14 protein-coding genes and 1 pseudogene are annotated in these 17,230 nt (G+C 68.2%); 8 read left to right on the forward strand and 7 right to left on the reverse strand.

All coding sequences use genetic code 11. From position 1 onward, the window contains the following. Window positions 1–18: 18 nt before the first annotated feature. A complete protein-coding gene (locus tag CRJ03_RS10860; protein WP_240611644.1) occupies window positions 19–1,017 on the forward strand; it encodes a zinc ABC transporter substrate-binding protein in 999 nt (332 codons plus the stop codon). A gap of 111 nt (window positions 1,018–1,128) precedes the next feature. Continuing rightward, window positions 1,129–3,012 carry an acyl-CoA synthetase gene (locus tag CRJ03_RS10865; RefSeq protein ID WP_104018887.1) on the forward strand — a complete coding sequence of 628 codons (1,884 nt, stop codon included), beginning with the start codon at window positions 1,129–1,131 and terminating at the stop codon, window positions 3,010–3,012. A 7-nt stretch (window positions 3,013–3,019) separates the two neighbouring features. On the opposite strand, the gene CRJ03_RS10870 is transcribed toward CRJ03_RS10865, so the two are convergent. Then, the gene (locus CRJ03_RS10870) at window positions 3,020–3,220 is read right to left on the reverse strand and encodes a hypothetical protein (RefSeq protein ID WP_104018888.1); all 201 of its coding nucleotides are present in this window, start codon (window positions 3,218–3,220) and stop codon (window positions 3,020–3,022) included. 51 nt (window positions 3,221–3,271) lie between these two features. Next, on the reverse strand, window positions 3,272–4,864 hold the full coding sequence (locus tag CRJ03_RS10875; protein ID WP_104018889.1) for a 2-isopropylmalate synthase: 1,593 nt from the start codon (window positions 4,862–4,864) through the stop codon (window positions 3,272–3,274). A gap of 279 nt (window positions 4,865–5,143) precedes the next feature. Here CRJ03_RS10875 and CRJ03_RS10880 point away from each other — a divergent pair, with 279 nt between their 5' ends. Together CRJ03_RS10880 and CRJ03_RS20325 are read left to right on the forward strand one after the other, a co-directional pair. Beyond that, on the forward strand, window positions 5,144–5,809 hold the full coding sequence (locus tag CRJ03_RS10880; protein ID WP_104019182.1) for an SDR family NAD(P)-dependent oxidoreductase: 666 nt from the start codon (window positions 5,144–5,146) through the stop codon (window positions 5,807–5,809). After that, window positions 5,806–5,974: pseudogene (locus CRJ03_RS20325) on the forward strand (cryptochrome/photolyase family protein); the annotation flags it as partial. The gene CRJ03_RS10880 and the pseudogene CRJ03_RS20325, both read left to right, overlap by 4 nt. Window positions 5,975–6,115: 141 nt before the next feature. Here CRJ03_RS20325 and CRJ03_RS10890 read toward each other — a convergent pair. After that, on the reverse strand, window positions 6,116–7,537 hold the full coding sequence (locus tag CRJ03_RS10890; RefSeq protein WP_240611645.1) for an MORN repeat-containing protein: 1,422 nt from the start codon (window positions 7,535–7,537) through the stop codon (window positions 6,116–6,118). 168 nt (window positions 7,538–7,705) lie between these two features. Here CRJ03_RS10890 and CRJ03_RS10895 point away from each other — a divergent pair, with 168 nt between their 5' ends. Then, complete coding sequence (locus tag CRJ03_RS10895; protein ID WP_104018891.1) at window positions 7,706–9,385, forward strand: NAD+ synthase; 1,680 nt, start codon at window positions 7,706–7,708, stop codon at window positions 9,383–9,385. Window positions 9,386–9,391: 6 nt separating this feature from the next. Here CRJ03_RS10895 and CRJ03_RS10900 read toward each other — a convergent pair whose 3' ends face one another. Both CRJ03_RS10900 and CRJ03_RS10905 read right to left on the reverse strand, forming a co-directional pair. Next, window positions 9,392–11,566: an ATP-binding protein gene (locus CRJ03_RS10900; RefSeq protein WP_104018892.1), complete on the reverse strand. Its 2,175-nt coding sequence runs from the start codon at window positions 11,564–11,566 to the stop codon at window positions 9,392–9,394. Next, complete coding sequence (locus tag CRJ03_RS10905; RefSeq protein WP_129590273.1) at window positions 11,563–11,958, reverse strand: hypothetical protein; 396 nt, start codon at window positions 11,956–11,958, stop codon at window positions 11,563–11,565. Before CRJ03_RS10905 ends, CRJ03_RS10900 begins: the two co-directional genes overlap by 4 nt. A gap of 181 nt (window positions 11,959–12,139) precedes the next feature. Between CRJ03_RS10905 and CRJ03_RS10910 the strand changes: the two genes are divergently transcribed. Beyond that, entirely contained in the window at window positions 12,140–12,946 is an 807-nt protein-coding gene (locus tag CRJ03_RS10910) for a CE1 family esterase (protein ID WP_104018894.1), read from the forward strand. A 22-nt stretch (window positions 12,947–12,968) separates the two neighbouring features. Here CRJ03_RS10910 and CRJ03_RS10915 read toward each other — a convergent pair whose 3' ends face one another. Beyond that, complete coding sequence (locus CRJ03_RS10915; RefSeq protein WP_104018895.1) at window positions 12,969–13,364, reverse strand: metallopeptidase family protein; 396 nt, start codon at window positions 13,362–13,364, stop codon at window positions 12,969–12,971. Between the two features lie 66 nt (window positions 13,365–13,430). After that, window positions 13,431–14,357 (reverse strand): MBL fold metallo-hydrolase, encoded by a 927-nt coding sequence (locus tag CRJ03_RS10920; protein WP_104018896.1) that lies wholly within the window; start codon window positions 14,355–14,357, stop codon window positions 13,431–13,433. A 144-nt stretch (window positions 14,358–14,501) separates the two neighbouring features. Here CRJ03_RS10920 and CRJ03_RS10925 point away from each other — a divergent pair, with 144 nt between their 5' ends. Both CRJ03_RS10925 and gltX read left to right on the forward strand, forming a co-directional pair. Continuing rightward, window positions 14,502–15,833 (forward strand): MFS transporter, encoded by a 1,332-nt coding sequence (locus tag CRJ03_RS10925; protein ID WP_104018897.1) that lies wholly within the window; start codon window positions 14,502–14,504, stop codon window positions 15,831–15,833. Between the two features lie 67 nt (window positions 15,834–15,900). Continuing rightward, window positions 15,901–17,226 (forward strand): glutamate--tRNA ligase, encoded by a 1,326-nt coding sequence (gltX, locus tag CRJ03_RS10930; RefSeq protein ID WP_104018898.1) that lies wholly within the window; start codon window positions 15,901–15,903, stop codon window positions 17,224–17,226. Window positions 17,227–17,230 lie beyond the last annotated feature (4 nt).

A 17,230-nucleotide genomic window follows, 5' to 3' on the forward strand; every position in this document is an offset into this window, starting at 1 on the left:
TAACATATGGAGGATTGCATGCCGACCCGGTTTCTCGTTTCTTTCGGACTGGCGCTGGGATGCGCCGCCCCAGGCATGGCCGCGCCGCAGGTGGCCACAGATATCGCACCGGTGCATTCGCTGGTGGCGCGGGTGATGGACGGGGTGGGCGAGCCCGCGCTGATCGTGCCGCCGGGCGCGTCGCCGCACGGCCATTCCATGCGCCCCTCCGAGGCGGCGGCGCTTGATCGCGCCGAGGTGGTGTTCTGGATGGGCGAGGGGCTGACACCGTGGCTGGCGGATTCGGTAGAGACGCTTGCGGGCGATGCGCATGTGGTCACGTTGCTGGGAGCGGGCAACTCGACGGTGCGGACTTTTCGCGAGGGGCTGACATTCGCGGCGGCGGACGCGGACGGGCATGGCGATGATGAGCATGACGGGCACGGGCACGAGGAGGACGGGCACGAGGAGGACGGGCACGAGGAGGACGGGCACGATGACCATGCCCACGCCCATGACGGCGCCGATCCGCATGCCTGGCTCGACCCGGCGAACGCGCGCGCCTGGCTTGACGTGATCGCGGCGGAACTGGCCGAGCACGACCCCGACAACGCCGCGCGCTACGCCGCCAACGCGGCACAGGCCGCGCAGGAGCTGGTCGCATTGGAGGACCGGATCGCCGCGCGCCTCGCGCCCGTGCAGGACACGCCCTACCTCGTCTACCACGACGCCTACCAGTATTTCGAAGCGCGATTCGGGCTGGCCCCCACCGGGGCGCTGGCGCTGGGCGACGCCGCCGATCCGGGGCCGGCGCGAATCGCCGCGCTGCGTGACATGGCACGGGAGGCGGGGATCGTCTGCGTATTCACCGAGCCGCAATTCGACGGCTCGCGGGTCTCGTCGGTGTTTGGCGATACTGCCCGCCACGGCGTGCTCGACCCGCTGGGAGGCCGCCACGCGCCGGGGCCCGCGCTCTATCCGGCTCTCATCGGGGACATGGCCGGGGCGCTGGCGGAGTGCCTCGGCGCCGACGGCTGACGGCACGTCGGAACGCCGCGTAAAACTTGCGCCGCGCCCCGTTCCCGCACATTCTGGCGTGCACGGGAGAGAGCCGTGCCGCCAGAGGCGCGGGAAAGGGAGGAAGAGGCCATGACGTTCAGCTCGCGTCAGGACGCGCTTGCGATCGAGAAGGAGATGCCGTGGGAGGCGCGCGAAACGCCCGCCACGCTGCACGAGATGCTGAGCGCCACGGCGCAGGCCTTTCCTGACCGTCCGGCACTGAGCTACCAGCTCACATCGGGGCCCGCCGACAACGCGGTGACGCTGACATGGCGGCAGTTCCAGGAACAATGCTGCCAGGCGGCCAACCTGTTCCGCAGCCTCGGGATCGGCGAGCAGGACGTGGTGGCGCTGGTACTGCCCAACTGCGTCGAAACGGCGACCGCCACCATCGGCGGCGCGATCGCCGGGATCGTCAACCCGGTCAACCCGCTGCTGGAGCCCGAGCATATCGGTGCCATCCTGCGCGAGACCGGCGCCAAGGTCGTCGTGACGCTCAAGTCGTTTCCCAAGACGGACATCGCGCAGAAGACCGCCGAGGCGGTGCGCCATGCGCCGCAGGTCCACACCGTGCTCGAGATCGACCTCAACCGCTATCTCAGCCCGCCCAAGAGCTGGATCGTGCCACTGGTGCGCCCGAAAAACGCGGTTCACCATCATGCCGATGCGATGGATTTTCACAAGGCCCTGGCCGGGCAGCCGAAGGCGCTGACCTTTGCGGACAGCGCGGGCGACCGGGTGGCGGCCTATTTCCACACCGGCGGCACCACCGGAATGCCCAAGGTCGCGCAGCACAAGTATTCCGGGCTGGTCTATAATGGCTGGCTCGGCCACACGCTGCTCTTTTCCGAAGACGACAACGTGATGTGCCCGTTGCCGCTGTTTCACGTCTTTGCCTGCCACGTGATCCTGATGGCCTGCATCAAGTCGGGGGCGCATGTCGTCTTTCCCACGCCCGCGGGCTATCGCGGCGAGGGGGTATTCGACAATTTCTGGAAGCTGTGCGAGCGCTGGAAAATCAGCTTTGTCATCACCGTGCCCACCGCCGTCTCGGCGCTGATGCAGCGCAAGGTGGATGCCAATCTCTCGACCGTCAAGAACGCCTTTTCCGGCTCGGCGCCGATGCCGCTGGAGCTGTTCAATCGGTTCGAGAGGGCGACCGGCATGACCGTGATCGAGGGCTATGGCCTCACCGAGGCGACCTGCCTTGTGTCGTGCAACCCGCCCGCGGGCGAAAAGAAGGTGGGATCGGTCGGCGTGCCGTTTCCCTACACGGAGGTGCGCATCATCAAGGAAACCCCGGATGGCCCGGTCGAGTGCGAGGTCGACGAGGTGGGGGAGATCTGCGTCTCCAACCCCGGCGTCTTCACCGGCAACACCTATACCGAGGCCGAGAAGAACGCGAGCCTCTACTACCACGGCAAATACCTGCGTACCGGCGATCTGGGGCGGCTCGATGCCGATGAGTACCTTTGGATAACGGGCCGCGCCAAGGACCTGATCATCCGCGGCGGCCACAATATCGACCCCGCCGAGATCGAGGAGGCGCTGATGACGCACCACGACGTGGCGATGGCCGGGGCCATCGGTCAGCCCGATGCCCACACGGGCGAGATGCCCTGCGCCTATGTCGAGCTGGTCGAGGGCGGCACCGCCACGGGCGAGGAGCTGCGCGAATACTGCAAGGTGCATGTCCACGAGCGCGCGGCGATCCCCAAACATGTCGAGGTGCTGGACGAGTTGCCAAAGACCGCCGTCGGCAAGGTGTTCAAGCCCGACCTGCGCAAGCGCGCCATCACCCGCATCTATAACGCCGCGCTTGAGGAGGCGGGGATCGCGGCGCAGGTGACCTCGGTCGTCGATGACAAGAAGCGCGGGCTGGTGGCGCAACTGACCCGCACCGGCGAGGTGGACGAAGAGGCGATGGGCCATGTGCTCGGCCGGTTCGTGCGGCCCTGGGAGTGGGCGGACTAGGCGCGGCTCACGGCTTGCCTGACAGTGCAAGGTGGGCGAGGCGGGCGATTTCTGACAGGTAGCGCTCCTGCGACCAGCCGCAGAGGCGCGTGAGGTGTTCCCATGTCGGGATGGAAAGCAGCGTCCACAAAAGGTCGGTTGCCTCGGCCTCGTCCATGACGAGCGCGCGATCCTGCGCGAGCGCCGCGACGACCGCCAATGAGGCCAAGCGCGCGCCCGCTGGATTGCGCGGGCGCGCGGGATGGGCCGCAGCGCGGCCTTATGAGACGTCCTTGTAGCTCACTTCGCGCTTGTCCGCGCCGGTCTTCTCGCGCCGCACGAGAAGCCGGTTGAGCGCGTGGACATAGGCCTTGGCCGAGGCCACGACCGTGTCGGTATCCGCCGACTGCCCGGTGACGATGCGGCCGTCTTCCTCCATCCGCACGCTCACGGTGGCCTGCGCGTCGGTGCCCTCGGTCACGGCGGCCACCTGGTAGAGTTGCAGCCGCGCATCGTGCGGAAACAGCGCCCTGACCGCGTTGAACGTGGCGTCCACCGGCCCGTCGCCGGTGGCCTCGGTGGATTTCTCCTCGCCGTCGATCAGCATGGTGAGGGTTGCCTGTTGCGGGCCTTCGGTGCCGCACACCACCTGAAGCCGCTTGATCTGCAGGCGGTCGGTCTCGTCGTCGAGCCCGGCATTGACCAGTGCGATCAGGTCCTCGTCATAGACCTCCTTCTTGCGGTCGGCGAGTTCCTTGAACCGCACGAAGATGTCGCCCAGTTGGTTGTCGGCCAGGTCATAGCCCAGGTCATGCAGCTTGGCGCGCAGCGCGGCGCGGCCCGAATGCTTGCCCATCACGATATTGGTGGCGGCAAGGCCGACATCCTCGGGGCGCATGATCTCGAAGGTCTCGGCGTTCTTGAGCATCCCGTCCTGGTGGATGCCCGATTCGTGGGCAAAGGCGTTCTTGCCGACGATGGCCTTGTTGGGCTGCACGGAAAAGCCCGAGACGGCGGCGACCCGGCGCGAGATGTGCATGATCTTGCGGGTATCGATGCCGGTCTCATAGGGCATGATGTCGCCGCGCACGCGCAGCGCCATCACCACCTCTTCCAGCGCGGTGTTGCCCGCGCGCTCGCCCAGCCCGTTGATCGTGCACTCGATCTGCCGCGCGCCGCCTGCGACCGCGGCGAGCGCGTTGGCCGTGGCCATGCCAAGGTCGTTGTGGCAATGGGTGGCGAACACCACCTCGTCGGCGCCCGGCACCGTTTCGATCAGGCGGCGGATGAGGTCCGCGCTCTCGACCGGCGCGGTATAGCCCACGGTGTCGGGGATGTTGATGGTGGTCGCGCCCGCCTTGATCGCGATTTCCACCACGCGGCACAGGTAATCCCATTCGGTGCGCGTGGCATCCATCGGCGACCATTGCACGTTGTCGCACAGGTTGCGGGCATGGGTCACCGTCTCGTGGATGCGTTCGGCCATCTGGTCCATGTCCAGATTGGGGATCGCGCGGTGCAGCGGCGAGGTGCCGATGAAGGTATGGATGCGCGGAGAGTTGGCGTGTTTCACCGCGTCCCAGCAGCGGTCGATATCCTTGAGGTTGGCGCGGGCGAGGCCGCAGATCGTGGCGTTCCTGGCCTGCTTGGCGATCTCGCTCACGGCGCGGAAATCGCCCTCCGAGGCGATGGGAAAACCCGCCTCGATGATATCGACGCCCATCTCGTCGAGCAGCCCGGCGATCTCGAGCTTTTCCTCGTGGGTCATGGTCGCGCCGGGGCTTTGCTCGCCGTCGCGCAGCGTGGTGTCGAAAATGACCACCCTGTCTTTTTTCGCCTCCGGCGAAACGCGGTCCTTGGCTGTATCAGTCATGTCGGGTCTCTTTGTTCAATGATGTCCGTTGGCCTTGGGGCGCGGGGGTGCACATCCTCTGAGCGCTCGCGCCGCGGGGCACGCTCAGAGGCGGCTAAGCAGGAGAAGGCCGGGGAGCGCGCGCAGGCCATCGGCACGCGCCGGGGCGCGATGCGACATCCGGATATGGGCCTGCATCATCATGGCGGTCACTATAAGAGCGGGGCGCGCGGTTGAAAAGCGTGAATTTGGCGGCGCGCGATGCTTGATGCGGGGGTGCGCCCGGCTAGCTCTGGCGAGATGGACACCGCATTGATCATCGGCGCCTCGGGCGGGATCGGCGCTGCCGTGGCGCAGGCGCTTGGCGCGCGGGGCGTCGCGGTCACGGGGCTGTCGCGGTCGGGTGACGGGCTCGACGTGACCGACGAGGGCAGCGTGCGGGCGGCATTGGCGCGGCTTTCCGGTCCCTACGACCTGATCCTGGTGGCGACCGGCGCGCTGGAAATCGGCGGCGCGCGGCCCGAGAAGGCTTTGAAGCAAGTAACGGCACAGGCGATGGTGGACCAGTTCGTGCTCAATTGCGTGGGGCCGTCGCTGGTGCTCAAGCATGCCGTGGCGCTGCTGCCGCGCGACCGGCGCTCGGTCTTTGCCGCGCTGTCGGCGCGGGTGGGTTCGATCGGGGATAACGGCTTTGGCGGCTGGTACAGCTACCGCACCGCCAAGGCGGCGCTCAACCAGATGATCCACACCGGCGCGATCGAGCTCGCGCGCAGCCACCGCGAGGCCGTCTGCGTGGCGCTGCATCCCGGCACCGTGGCCACCCCGTTCACCGAGAAGTATCTCGGGCGTCACCCGTCGGTGCCGCCGGAGGAGGCGGCGCAGAATCTGCTCGCGATGATCGGCGATCTCGTGCCCGGGGACAGCGGCCAATTCTTTGACTGGCAGGGCAAGCCGGTGCCGTGGTGAGCCGTCTTGTCCTGGTGCTAGGAGACCAGCTGAGCCACGATCTCTCCGCGTGGCGCGCGGCTGACAAGGCTTCCGACGCGGTGGTGATGGCCCGAGGTGATGGAGGAGGGAAGCTACGTCCCCCACCACCCCAGGAAGATCGCGCTGGTGCTCTCGGCCGTGCGCCATCGCGACCGGTTCGGGTGCAATCTGCGGATGGGTCCGGTTTAGCGGAGATGGGACCGGATGGACCCGGAGCGCCACCAGGCCGCGCGCGACCGCGCTGCGGCAGTTCTGGCGCGGCTCGATGCGGGCGACGAGGTCTGACTATTCCGTGCGGGTGAGATTGTCGGTAAGCACGCCGTCCTCCCAGGTGCCGCTCGCCTCTTTCCCGCCGGCGTAGCGCATCGTGCCCTCGCCCTGCCGCTTGCCCGAGAGGAACATGCCCTCGTAGACATCGCCATTGGCATAGGTTGCCACGCCGCGCCCCGATATCTCGCCCTCGCGCCACTCGCCCTCGTAGCCGAAGCGGTCGTTCTCGGGCGTGTCGGGGTTGTCGGGGATGGTGATCTTGCCTTGCCCGTGGCGCTGGCCATCGACGAATTCCCCGTCGTAGATGGTCCCGTCGGGATAGGTGGCCGTGCCTTGCCCGTGGCGCTGCCCGTCGTTCCACTGGCCCTCGTAGCGATAGCCGTCGGGATAGGTCATCACGCCGTGGCCGTGGTTGCGCGCGTTCACGAACTCGCCCTCGTAGACCAGCCCGCTGGGATAGGTGGCGCGGCCCGTGCCCTCGATCACGCCGCCGACCCATTCGCCCTCGTAGGTCGAGCCGTCAGGGTAGGTGATCTTGCCCTGCCCGTTGGCGAGATCGTCGCGAAACTGACCCTCGTAGACCGAGCCGTCCGGATAGGTTACGCGACCGGTGCCGGATATCTTGCCGTTCTGCCACTCGCCCTCGTAGCGATAGCCGTCGGTGCCGGTGAATACCCCCTGACCGTGGCGCATGTCGTCCTTGAACTGACCCTCGTAGACATCGCCGTTGGCGTAGGTCACGCGGCCCTTGCCCTCGCGCTGACCAGCGACCAGATCGCCCTCGTAGACATCGCCGTTGGGCTGGATGAGCTTGCCGGTGCCGTCAATCTGGCCGTCCTTCCACGTCCCTTCGTAGATCAGCCCGTCGGGCATGGTGAGCTTGCCCTCGCCCTCGCGTGCGCCGCGTTTGACCTCGCCTTCGTAAACCGCGCCGTCGGGATAGGTGATGGTGGCGCTTCCCTCCTTGACGCCGCGGACCCAGTCACCCTCGTAGCGATAGCCGTTCGGGCTTTCCATGCGGCCGGTGCCATGATGCATGGCATTGAGAAATCCACCCTCGTAGCGCACGCCATTGGCATAGACCGCGACACCCTGGCCGGTGATCTCACCCTCGGCCCATTCGCCCTCGTATGTGCCGCCATCGGCAAACACGATCTTGCCCAGGCCGTGCGGCTTGCCGCGCGCGAATTCGCCCTCGTAGACCGAGCCGTTGGGAAAGCGCGCGACGCCCTCGCCGCGGATCTCGCCCTCGGCCCATTCGCCGGAATATTCATACCCGTTGGGCAGCGTGTAGGTGCCGGTGCCGTGTTGCAGACCGTCCTTGAACGTTCCCTCGTATATGCCGCCGTCGTCGTATTGCTTGGTCCGCACCTCGTCGTCCTGCGCAAAGCCTGCATGGCCCGCGACGAGCGCGGCGGTCAGGATCGTCGTATGCATCACTATGCGTGTCATGTCTGCCCCGATGCCTCTCGCCCGCCAGAAATGGCGGCAGGCGCTGCAAATCTAGATGAGCCCGCGGCATGTGACAACGGGATTCGGGCAATTCGGCTTTTCCTCGCGCCGCGATCTGCTAGATCATCAGGGCAAAGCGGCGAGGGGACGCGCATGGCCGAGAGGTTTCGCCTGACACTGGCACAGCTCAACCCGACGGTGGGCGACCTGGCGGGAAACGCCGCGCTTGCACGCGGGGCGTGGGACGAGGCGCGCGCGGCGGGGGCCGATCTGGTGGCGCTGCCCGAGATGTTCATCACCGGCTACAACATGCAGGACCTGGTACTGAAACCGGCCTTTCACCAGGCCGCGATTGCCGCCATCGAGGCGCTGGCGCGCGACTGCGCCGAGGGGCCGGCGCTGGCGATCGGCGGCCCCGCGCTCGACGGCGTCGGGCTCTACAACGCCTATTACGTGCTGCAGGGCGGGCGGATCACCGCGCGCGTGCTCAAGCATCACCTGCCCAACGAGACCGTGTTCGACGAGAAGCGCCTGTTCGAGAGCGGGCAGGTCAACGGGCCCTATGCGGTGGGCGGGGTGCGCATCGGCTCGCCCATCTGCGAGGATAGCTGGTATCCGGACGTGGCCGAGACGCTCGCCGAGACGGGGGCCGAGATGCTGCTGGTGCCCAACGGCTCGCCGCATTACCGCGAGAAGATGGCGCTGCGGCAGAACCACATGGTGGCGCGGGTGGTCGAGACCGGGCTGCCGCTCGCCTATCTCAACATGGTCGGCGGACAGGACGACCAGGTATTTGACGGCGGCTCCTTCGTGCTCAACCCGGGCGGTGGGCTGGCGATGCAGTTGCCGATGTTCGAGGAGGCGGTGGCGCAGGTCGATTTCGAGCGCGGCGCCGAGGGCTGGCGCGCGCGCCCCGGCGCGCTGGCGCATCTGCCCGGCGATCTGGAGCAGGATTACCACGCGATGGTTCTCGCGTTGCGCGACTACCTGCGCAAGGCCGGGTTCGAGCGGGTGCTGCTGGGCCTGTCGGGCGGGGTGGACAGCGCGATTGTCGCTACGATTGCCGTCGATGCGCTCGGGGCGGGGAATGTGCGCTGCGTGATGCTGCCCTCGGAATACACGTCGGAGGCGTCGCTCGATGATGCGCGGGCCGTGGCCGAAAATCTCGGCTGCCGCTATGATACCGTGCCGATCTCGGCGGGGCGCGCGGCGATCACCGACACGCTCGCGCCGCTCTTCGCGGGCTGCGCGCCGGACATCACCGAGGAGAACATCCAGTCCCGGCTTCGCGGCCTCTTGCTGATGGCGCTTTCCAACAAGTTCGGCGAGATGCTGCTGACCACGGGCAACAAGTCCGAGGTGGCGGTGGGCTATGCCACGATCTACGGCGACATGGCGGGTGGCTACAATCCGATCAAGGATCTTTACAAGACGCGGGTCTTCGACATCTGTCGCTGGCGCAACGCCAATCACCGGGTGTGGATGCGGGGGCAGGCGGGCGAGGTGATCCCGCCGCGGGTGATCGACAAGCCGCCGAGCGCCGAGCTGCGCGCCGATCAGAAGGACAGCGACTCGCTGCCCGATTACCCGGTGCTCGATTCGATCCTCGACATCCTCGTGGATCAGGACGGCTCGATCGCCGACTGCGTGGCGGCGGGCCATGACGCGGCGGATGCCCGGAAGGTGGAGCATTTGCTTTACATCAGCGAATACAAGCGCTTCCAGGCCGCGCCGGGGACAAGGCTGTCGTCGCGGGCCTTCTGGCTCGACCGGCGCTACCCGATCGTCAACCGCTGGCGCGACGCATCGGGCGAGGGGGGCGGCACCGGCTGAGGCGGCTCATTCGGCGGCGTGGCCGATCCCGGGGGCGGGGCGGTCTGACACGGCGGCGCGGGCCGCGCGCGCCCCGCGCTGTTGCGAGACATGGGCGATGAGGTCCGCCTTGCGCAGCGGTTTGCCGAGAAAGGCGTCCATCCCCGCCAGCCGCGCGGCTTCGCGGTGCTGGTCCAGGATGTTGGCCGAGACCGCGACGACATGCGCCGGGGCCAGACCCTGCGCCGCCTCCTGGGTGCGGATGAGGCCGGTGGCCTGGTAGCCGTCCATGCCGGGCATCGAGACATCCATCAGCACGATGTCGGTCTGGTGTTCGGTGTAGAGCGCGACCGCCTCGGTCCCGCTCGCGGCGAGCCGCAGATCGGCACCGGAATTCGCGAAATACCGTTCGAGCAGCAGCCGGTTGGTGGCGTTGTCGTCGACGGCGAGCACGTTCAGGCCGCTGGCCCAGGCTGCGGCCGGCGCGGTCCCCTCGGCCCCCGGTGCGGCCCCTGTGCGCGGGGCGGTCCGGGGGGATGCGTCTACCCCGAGCAGGCGCGCCGCCGTGTCGAGAAACAGCCGCTCGCGCAGCGGCTTGCGCAGGACCGCGCCACCGGCGGGGGCCTCCTGCGCCGCGCCGCCGAGCACGAGGCAGGGTGTCCGGGCCGCGCAGGCGGGTGCCAACGCGCGGTCGTCCATGACCAAGAGATCGGGGGGCGGGTCTGCGGCCATGTCCTGCGGCCCCGCGCCCTCGGCCACCCGCGCCCCGTGATGCGCGAGCAGCGCGGCGATCCCGGCGCGCCGCCCGGGCAGCGGATCGAGCAGCCAAACCAGCGGCGCGGTGCCACCCGGCAAGGTGAGGGCCCCGTTGCGCGCGGCGTCGGCGGCATCGCTGGCGGGCACCAGCGGCAGGGTGATTGCAAAGCACGACCCGGCTCCGGGCCGCGAGGAAAGCGTGATCCGGCCGCCCATGAGCTGTACGAGCTGCCAGCTCACCGCGAGGCCAAGCCCGGTGCCGCCGGGATGCGTGGTCCTGCCGTCGCCCGCCTGTTCGAACGCCTCGAATATCCGGCCCTGCTGGTCCTCGGGAATGCCCGCGCCGGTATCGTGGACCGAGATCACGATCTCGTCCTTGCCGCCCCGCACCACGGTCAGGCCGACATGGCCCTCCTGCGTGAACTTGACGGCGTTTCCGGCAATGTTGATGAGCACCTGCCGCAGCCGCCCGGCATCGCCGATCATCACCTCGGGCAGGTCGGGGGCGACATGGGCGTAGAGCTCGATCCCCGTGCGCGAAGCCAGCGGCGCGAGCAGTTGCGCGACATCCTCGACGATCTCGCGCAGGCGGTAGGGCTCTTGCGCGAGGGTGAATTTGCCCGCTTCAATCTTGGAGAAGTCGAGGATATCGTTGATGATCGCCAGCAGGGCGTCGCCCGAGCGCACCACGGTGGTGACATAGGTTTCCTGTTCGGGCGAGAGCGGGGTTTCCGACAGCAGGTCGGCCATGCCGAGGATGCCGTTCATGGGCGTGCGGATCTCGTGGCTCATCCTGGCGAGGAAATCGGATTTTGCCGCGTTCGCCGCGATCGCCTCGGCGCGGGCGCGTTCCAGCCGCGACAAGAGCCCGCGCAGCGGGCGCCCGACGATCACCCGGAACGACACCCAGTTGGCGAGCGCGGCGACGAGGATGCCGCCCGCGAGCAGCAGCAGCAGGAAATCCCGCTGATAGCGCTTGACGGTCGCGATCTCGCGCTCGTCGAAATGCGTCACCAGCTTGGTGATCGGCCAGGAATACACCTCGTAAGGCAGGGTCAGCGCGCCGCCCGCCCCCTTGCAGCCCAATCCCCGGGGCACCACGGCAAGCTGGCGTTGCGTCCCGGGATCGACCAGCTCGACGCAGCGGATCGCCGGGTCGCCGAGCAGCGTCTGCATCAGGTCGGTGACATAGGGCGCGCGCCAGTCGGTCGCGCCCTCCGACTGGTCGCTGAACCGTTCCAGCGCGCCGCCCAGCCGCGCGGTGGCGTTGCCGATGCGCATCGCCATCGCCTCCTCGCTGCGCAGGAGGTTCTGCTCGCTCAGCCACAGGAGCCCGGCCCCGGCAAAGGCGAGGAAGGTAGGCACCATTACCGCGGTGAGCTTGAGATACAGGCTCAGCGTCGGCGTGCGCGGATCGGCGGTGGCGGCCATGGGCGTGCCGCTCATTCCAGCCGCGCCGCGCGGCCCGCGTCCATCAGCGCGTGCAGCGGAGCGCGGTTGTCGATCTCCATCCGGATGACGCCAAAGCGCCCGTCGCTTTCGGCGATGTAGTAATCCACCGGCGCCTCGTCCCCATTCTCGGAGACGAGCGTGGCGCACATGACATAAATGTCGTCCATCCTGAGGATGATCTCGTGGTTCTCGGTCGGGTAGTATCGGGTGACCGCGCCGGTCGCCAGATCGACATGGGGAAGTGCGCCGCCGAGCATCGAGCGACCCAGGCTGCGCTGCAACGTCGCCTGAAGCTGCGTGCGCAGCTCGTTGAGCGATTGAGCCTCTGCCCCGGTTGCGCAAAGCAGACCGAGCACCAGAAGCGCGGAGAGTGGCGAACGTGTCATGCCGGGATCGTCCTTCATCCTGAATCGCCTGTGCATTGAACGCGCGCAGCGTTATCAAATCGTTTCCACGGGCGTTTCCTCGCGATCACCTTTGCGCGAGGTATTGCCGGGGGCCACGCGGATGTGACTTGTCGGCGCTATGTCATGCGTCGCAACATGGCTGGATCATGCGGGGTGCGATATGCGGTTTGTCTTTTTCTTTCAGTTCATTCTGGTGCTTCTTGCGGCGCAGGGCGCGGCTGCCTGCGGCGCCGACAGCGACTGCCGGATCGGTGATCGGCACTACCGGATCGCATGGCCCGAGGACGCGCGCGCGCCGGTGGGCGCAATCGTCTTCGCGCATGGTTATCGCGGCTCGGCGGCGGCGGTGATGCGCAATAGCGGCCTGCGCCGCATGGCGGCGGAGGAGGGGCTCGCGCTTATCGCGCTCAAATCGCTGGATCGCGACTGGGTGATTCCCCACGCACCCGGCCACGCGGGCACCGACGGGGCCCGCGAATTCGCCTATGTCGAGGCGGTGCTGGCAGATGTCGCGCGGCGGTATCCGTTGGACACGGGCCGGGTGATGGGCGCGGGCTTTTCGTCCGGGGCCATGCTCATCTGGAACCTCGCCTGCGCCATGCCGGAGCGATTCGCGGGGTTTGTCGCCGTGGCCGGCACCTTCTGGCAGCGCCCGCCCGCGCGTTGCGCTACCCCGGTGGAGAGCCTCGTGCATATCCACGGCCAGAGCGACCCCACGGTGCCGCTGACGGGCCGCGCCATCCGCGAGACGTGGCAGGGCGACGTGCGCGAGGCGCTGTCGATGTATCGCCGCCTCGGCGGGTTCCACGCGGCACAGCCCGCGGGGATCGAGGGCCTGACCTGCGAGGGCTGGCGCAATGCGCGCGGTGAGATCCTTGATTTCTGCCTGCATCCGGGCGGGCACTCGCTGCGCACCGCCTATATCCGCGCGGGGTTGGACCGGCTGCGCGAGGCGGGGCAGATGTAGCGCGCCACACCCCGGCGCCCGGTCACTCCCACCAGCGGTCGATGGCGGCGATGTCGTCGTCGGACCAGCCGAAATGGTGGGCGAATTCATGCACCACGACATGCGCCACCAGATCGGGCAGCGCCACGTTGCCGCGGTCGCGCCATTCCTCGAGGATCGGCTCGCGGAAAATCCACACGGTGTCGGGGCCGAGCGGCTGGTCGAAGTGGGATTTCTCGGTCAGCGGGATGCCTTCGTAGAGCCCGGTGAGATCGCGCGCGTCCTCGATTTCCATCTCGTCGAGGAGATGCGCGGGCGGCCAGTCCACGACCAGGAGCACCACCTCCGATGCCGCGGCGCGGAACGCTGGCGGCAGCGCGTCGATGGCGTTTTGCGCGAGCCGCTCGAACGCGGCGAGGGAGGGGGGCGCCTGATCCATGCCCGTCCTATCGGGCAGGGCGCGGGGTTTGTAAATATCCCTCCCGCACCCGTGGCCCCCCGCAGCTCAGAGCATCAGTTGATAGCTCGTCGGCAGGTAACGGTATCCTTCGCCCGCCTGCTCGACATAGCCGGTGCCGGGCCAGGGCATGTGATATCCCACGAACGGGATCTTGTCGGCGGCCAGCATACCCAGCAGGCGGCGGCGGGTTTCGACCGCCCTGGCCTTGTCCATGTCGAATTTCACCTCCCAGTCGGGATAGCCGAGCGACCAGACATAGTGATTGGCGAAATCGGCGGCGAGCAGCAGTTGCCTGCCCCCGCTTTCGATCATGTAGACGGTGTGCCCGGGGGTGTGGCCATGCGCGGCCATCGCGGTGATGCCGGAGGCGACGCTTGCGCCGTCGCCGATCATCTCGGTCTGCTCGGCCAGCGGGCGCATCTTGGCCTCGAATGTCTGGTTGTCCATCGCCGCCCACGCGTCGAATTCGACACCTGACGTGACGTAGCGCGCATTGGCGAAGGTTGCGCCGCTCTCGCCCATCAGCCCGCCGATGTGGTCGCCGTGCATATGGGTGATGACCACGACGTCCACCTGATCGGGCGTGTAGCCCGCCGCCTGCAGCGCGCTCGTGATGCCCTCGGGGTTGAGCCCGGTGTCAAAGAGCACCAGCTCGCTGCCGGTGTTGACCACGGTGGGGGTAAAGAAGAACTGCGCCTGATCGGTCGGAATGTTGGCGGCCTCGGAGGCGGCGTTGAACGCGTCTTCGCTGACATTAAGGCCGAAGATCGAATGCGGGTCGGGGCGCGGCATGGTCGCGGCCAGAAGCGTCGTGACCTCGAACTCGCCGAGCGCCACGCGGTTGAACCGCGTCGTACCGGCGCCCATCATCGGCGCCGCGGCGCGCGCGACCGGGGCGGTGACGGCCGCCATCGGCAGCGCGGCGGCCGAGGCGAGGATGGAACGGCGGGTGAGGGTGGGTGCGCGTGACATGGAATCCTCCTGTCGGTTTGGTTTGGATCGACTGTAACGCGTCAGCATGTAGGGTGTGTGGCTCTCACGCAAAATTGAGAGGCCCGCGGCGTGCTACGAAATGTGCCGTTTTCCGCGCAGTTAAACGCGTGTAGCGTCGCCGCCATGATGAGCCTTTTTGCCAACCGGAACTATGCCCGCCTGTTCGGCGCGCAGGTCGTCGCACTTCTGGGCACCGGGCTTCTGACCGTGGGGCTGGGTCTTCTGGCCTATGATCTCGCGGGGGCACGCGCGGGCGTGGTGCTGGGCACCGCCTACACCATCAAGATGGTGGCCTATGTGGGCCTCTCGCCGCTGGCGCAGGCATGGGCGCTGCGCCTGCCGCGCAAGGCGGTGCTGATCGGGGCCGACGCGCTGCGCGGGGGCGTGGCGCTGTGCCTGCCCTTCGTCACCGAGCTGTGGCAGGTCTACGCCCTGATCTTCGTGCTGCAGGCGGCCTCGGCCACGTTTACCCCGGCCTACCAGGCGGTGCTGCCCGACATTCTGCCCGAGGAGCGCGAGTATACCCGCGCGCTGTCGCTGTCGCGCATGGCCTATGACCTCGAGAACCTGCTGAGCCCGGCGCTGGCGGGGTTGTTGCTGGCGGTGCTGAGCTATCACTGGCTGTTTGTCGGCACTTTCGCGGGCTTCGTCGTCTCCACGCTTCTCGTGGCACTATCGGCGATCCCGGCGCTGGGCCGCGCCGCCGCTGCGCGCCCGTTCCGCGAGCGGCTGTCGCGGGGCCTGCGCATCTACCTCGCGACGCCGCGGCTCCGGGGCCTCTTGTCGCTCAATCTCGCGGCGGCGGCGGTCGGGGCCTTCGTGCTGGTCAACACGGTGGTGCTGGTGCGCGCCGGGCTGGGCGGCGGCGAGAGTGGCCTGGCCATCGCGATGGCGGCGTTCGGCGCGGGGTCGATGGCGGCGGCGCTGTTGCTGCCGCGGCTGCTCGATCACCTGTCCGACCGGCGGGTGATGATGGCGGGCGCGCGGGGCCTCGCGGCGGTGGCGCTGGTCGCGGGGTCGGTGTTGTGGCTGGACGGGCTGCCGGGCTGGGTGGTGTTTCTCGCGGTCTGGGCGGTGTTCGGCTTTCTCTATTCGGCCATCCTCACGCCTTCGGGGCGGCTGTTGCGGCGCTCGGCCCATGCCGAGGACCGACCGGCGGTGTTCGCCGCGCAATTCGCGCTCAGCCATGCCTGCTGGCTGGGGACCTATCCGCTGGCCGGTTGGGCGGGAGAGGCGCTGGGCATGGGCCCGGCGTTGATGCTGCTGGCGGGGGTCGCGGGGCTGGGGCTGGTCGCGGCGGCGCGGCTGTGGCCCGCGAACCTGCCCGACGCGCCCGAGCACACGCATCCCGATCTGCCCGACGATCACCCGCACCTGCGCGCCCACGGCGGGCGCAGGCACGCGCATCCCTTCGTGATCGACGACGATCACCACGCCTGGCCCACCCACGGCTGAGCGCCCGCCGCAATCTGGACAATCGCGCGCCCCTGTGACAAAGCCGCGGCACAGTCAGGAGACGCCGATGACCACCACCCGTTTTGCCCCGTCGCCCACCGGATACATCCATGTGGGCAACCTGCGCACCGCGTTGATGAATTACCTCATCGCCGCCAAGGCGGGGGGCACATTCATCCTGCGCATCGACGATACCGACCCGGAGCGCTCGCGCGAGGAATATGTCGACGCGATCAAGTATGATCTCGAATGGCTGGGCCTGCACTGGGACCGGGTGGAGCGGCAATCCGAGCGGCTCGACCGCTATGCCGCAGCCGCCGACCGGCTGCGCGACATGGGCCGGTTCTACGAGGCGTTCGAGACGCCGACCGAGCTGGACCTGAAGCGCAAGAAACAGCTCAACATGGGCCGCCCGCCGGTCTATGACCGCGCCGCGCTGAGCCTCTCGGACGCGGAAAAGGCCGCGCTGCGCGCCGAGCGCGGCGATGGCGTCTGGCGGTTCAAGCTCGATCACGAGCGGATCGTCTGGCAGGACGGTATCCTTGGCGAGGTGTCCATCGACGCGGCCTCGGTCTCGGACCCGGTGCTCATTCGCGGCGACGGGCAGGTGCTTTATACGCTGGCCTCGGTGGTGGATGACGTGGAAATGGGCGTGACCCACGTGGTGCGCGGGTCGGACCACGTGACCAACACCGCGACGCAGATCCAGATCATCAAGGCGCTGGGCGGCACGCCGCCGCAATTCGCGCATCACTCGCTGCTGACCGGGCCGCAGGGCGAGGCGCTGTCGAAACGTCTCGGCACGCTTTCCCTGCGCGACCTGCGCGCGCGGGGGGTGGAGCCGATGGCGCTGCTGAGCCTGATGGCGCGGCTCGGCTCGGCCGATCCGGTGGAGCTGCGCAGCGACATGGCAGAGCTGATCGAGGGTTTCGACATCGAGCGGTTCGGCGCGGCACCGACCAAGTTCGACGAGCACGACCTGTTTCCGCTCACCGCCCGGATCGTCGCGGCGAAGCCCTACGACGAGGTGGCGGGGACCATCGCGGCGCTGGGCGTGCCCGAGGCCCTCGGCCCGCAATTCTGGGAGGTCACGCGCGAGAACATCTCCACGCTGGGTGACCTGGAGGCTTGGTGGATCATGTTCCGCGACGGGGCAGAGCCGGCGATCGACGAAGACGACCGGGAGTTCATCGCCGAGGCAATGGCGCTGCTGCCCGAGGGGCCGCATGACAACGAGACCTGGGGCAAGTGGACCGCGGCGGTCAAGGAGGCGACGGGACGCAAGGGCAAGGGCCTCTTCATGCCGCTGAGAAAGGCACTGACCGGGCAGGCGCACGGGCCCGACATGGCCCGCGTCCTGCCGCTCCTGCAAGTGATCCGCGCGAAGCGTTGACCGG

This window comes from Roseovarius nitratireducens (assembly GCF_002925845.1).
Lineage (GTDB): Bacteria > Pseudomonadota > Alphaproteobacteria > Rhodobacterales > Rhodobacteraceae > Roseovarius > Roseovarius nitratireducens.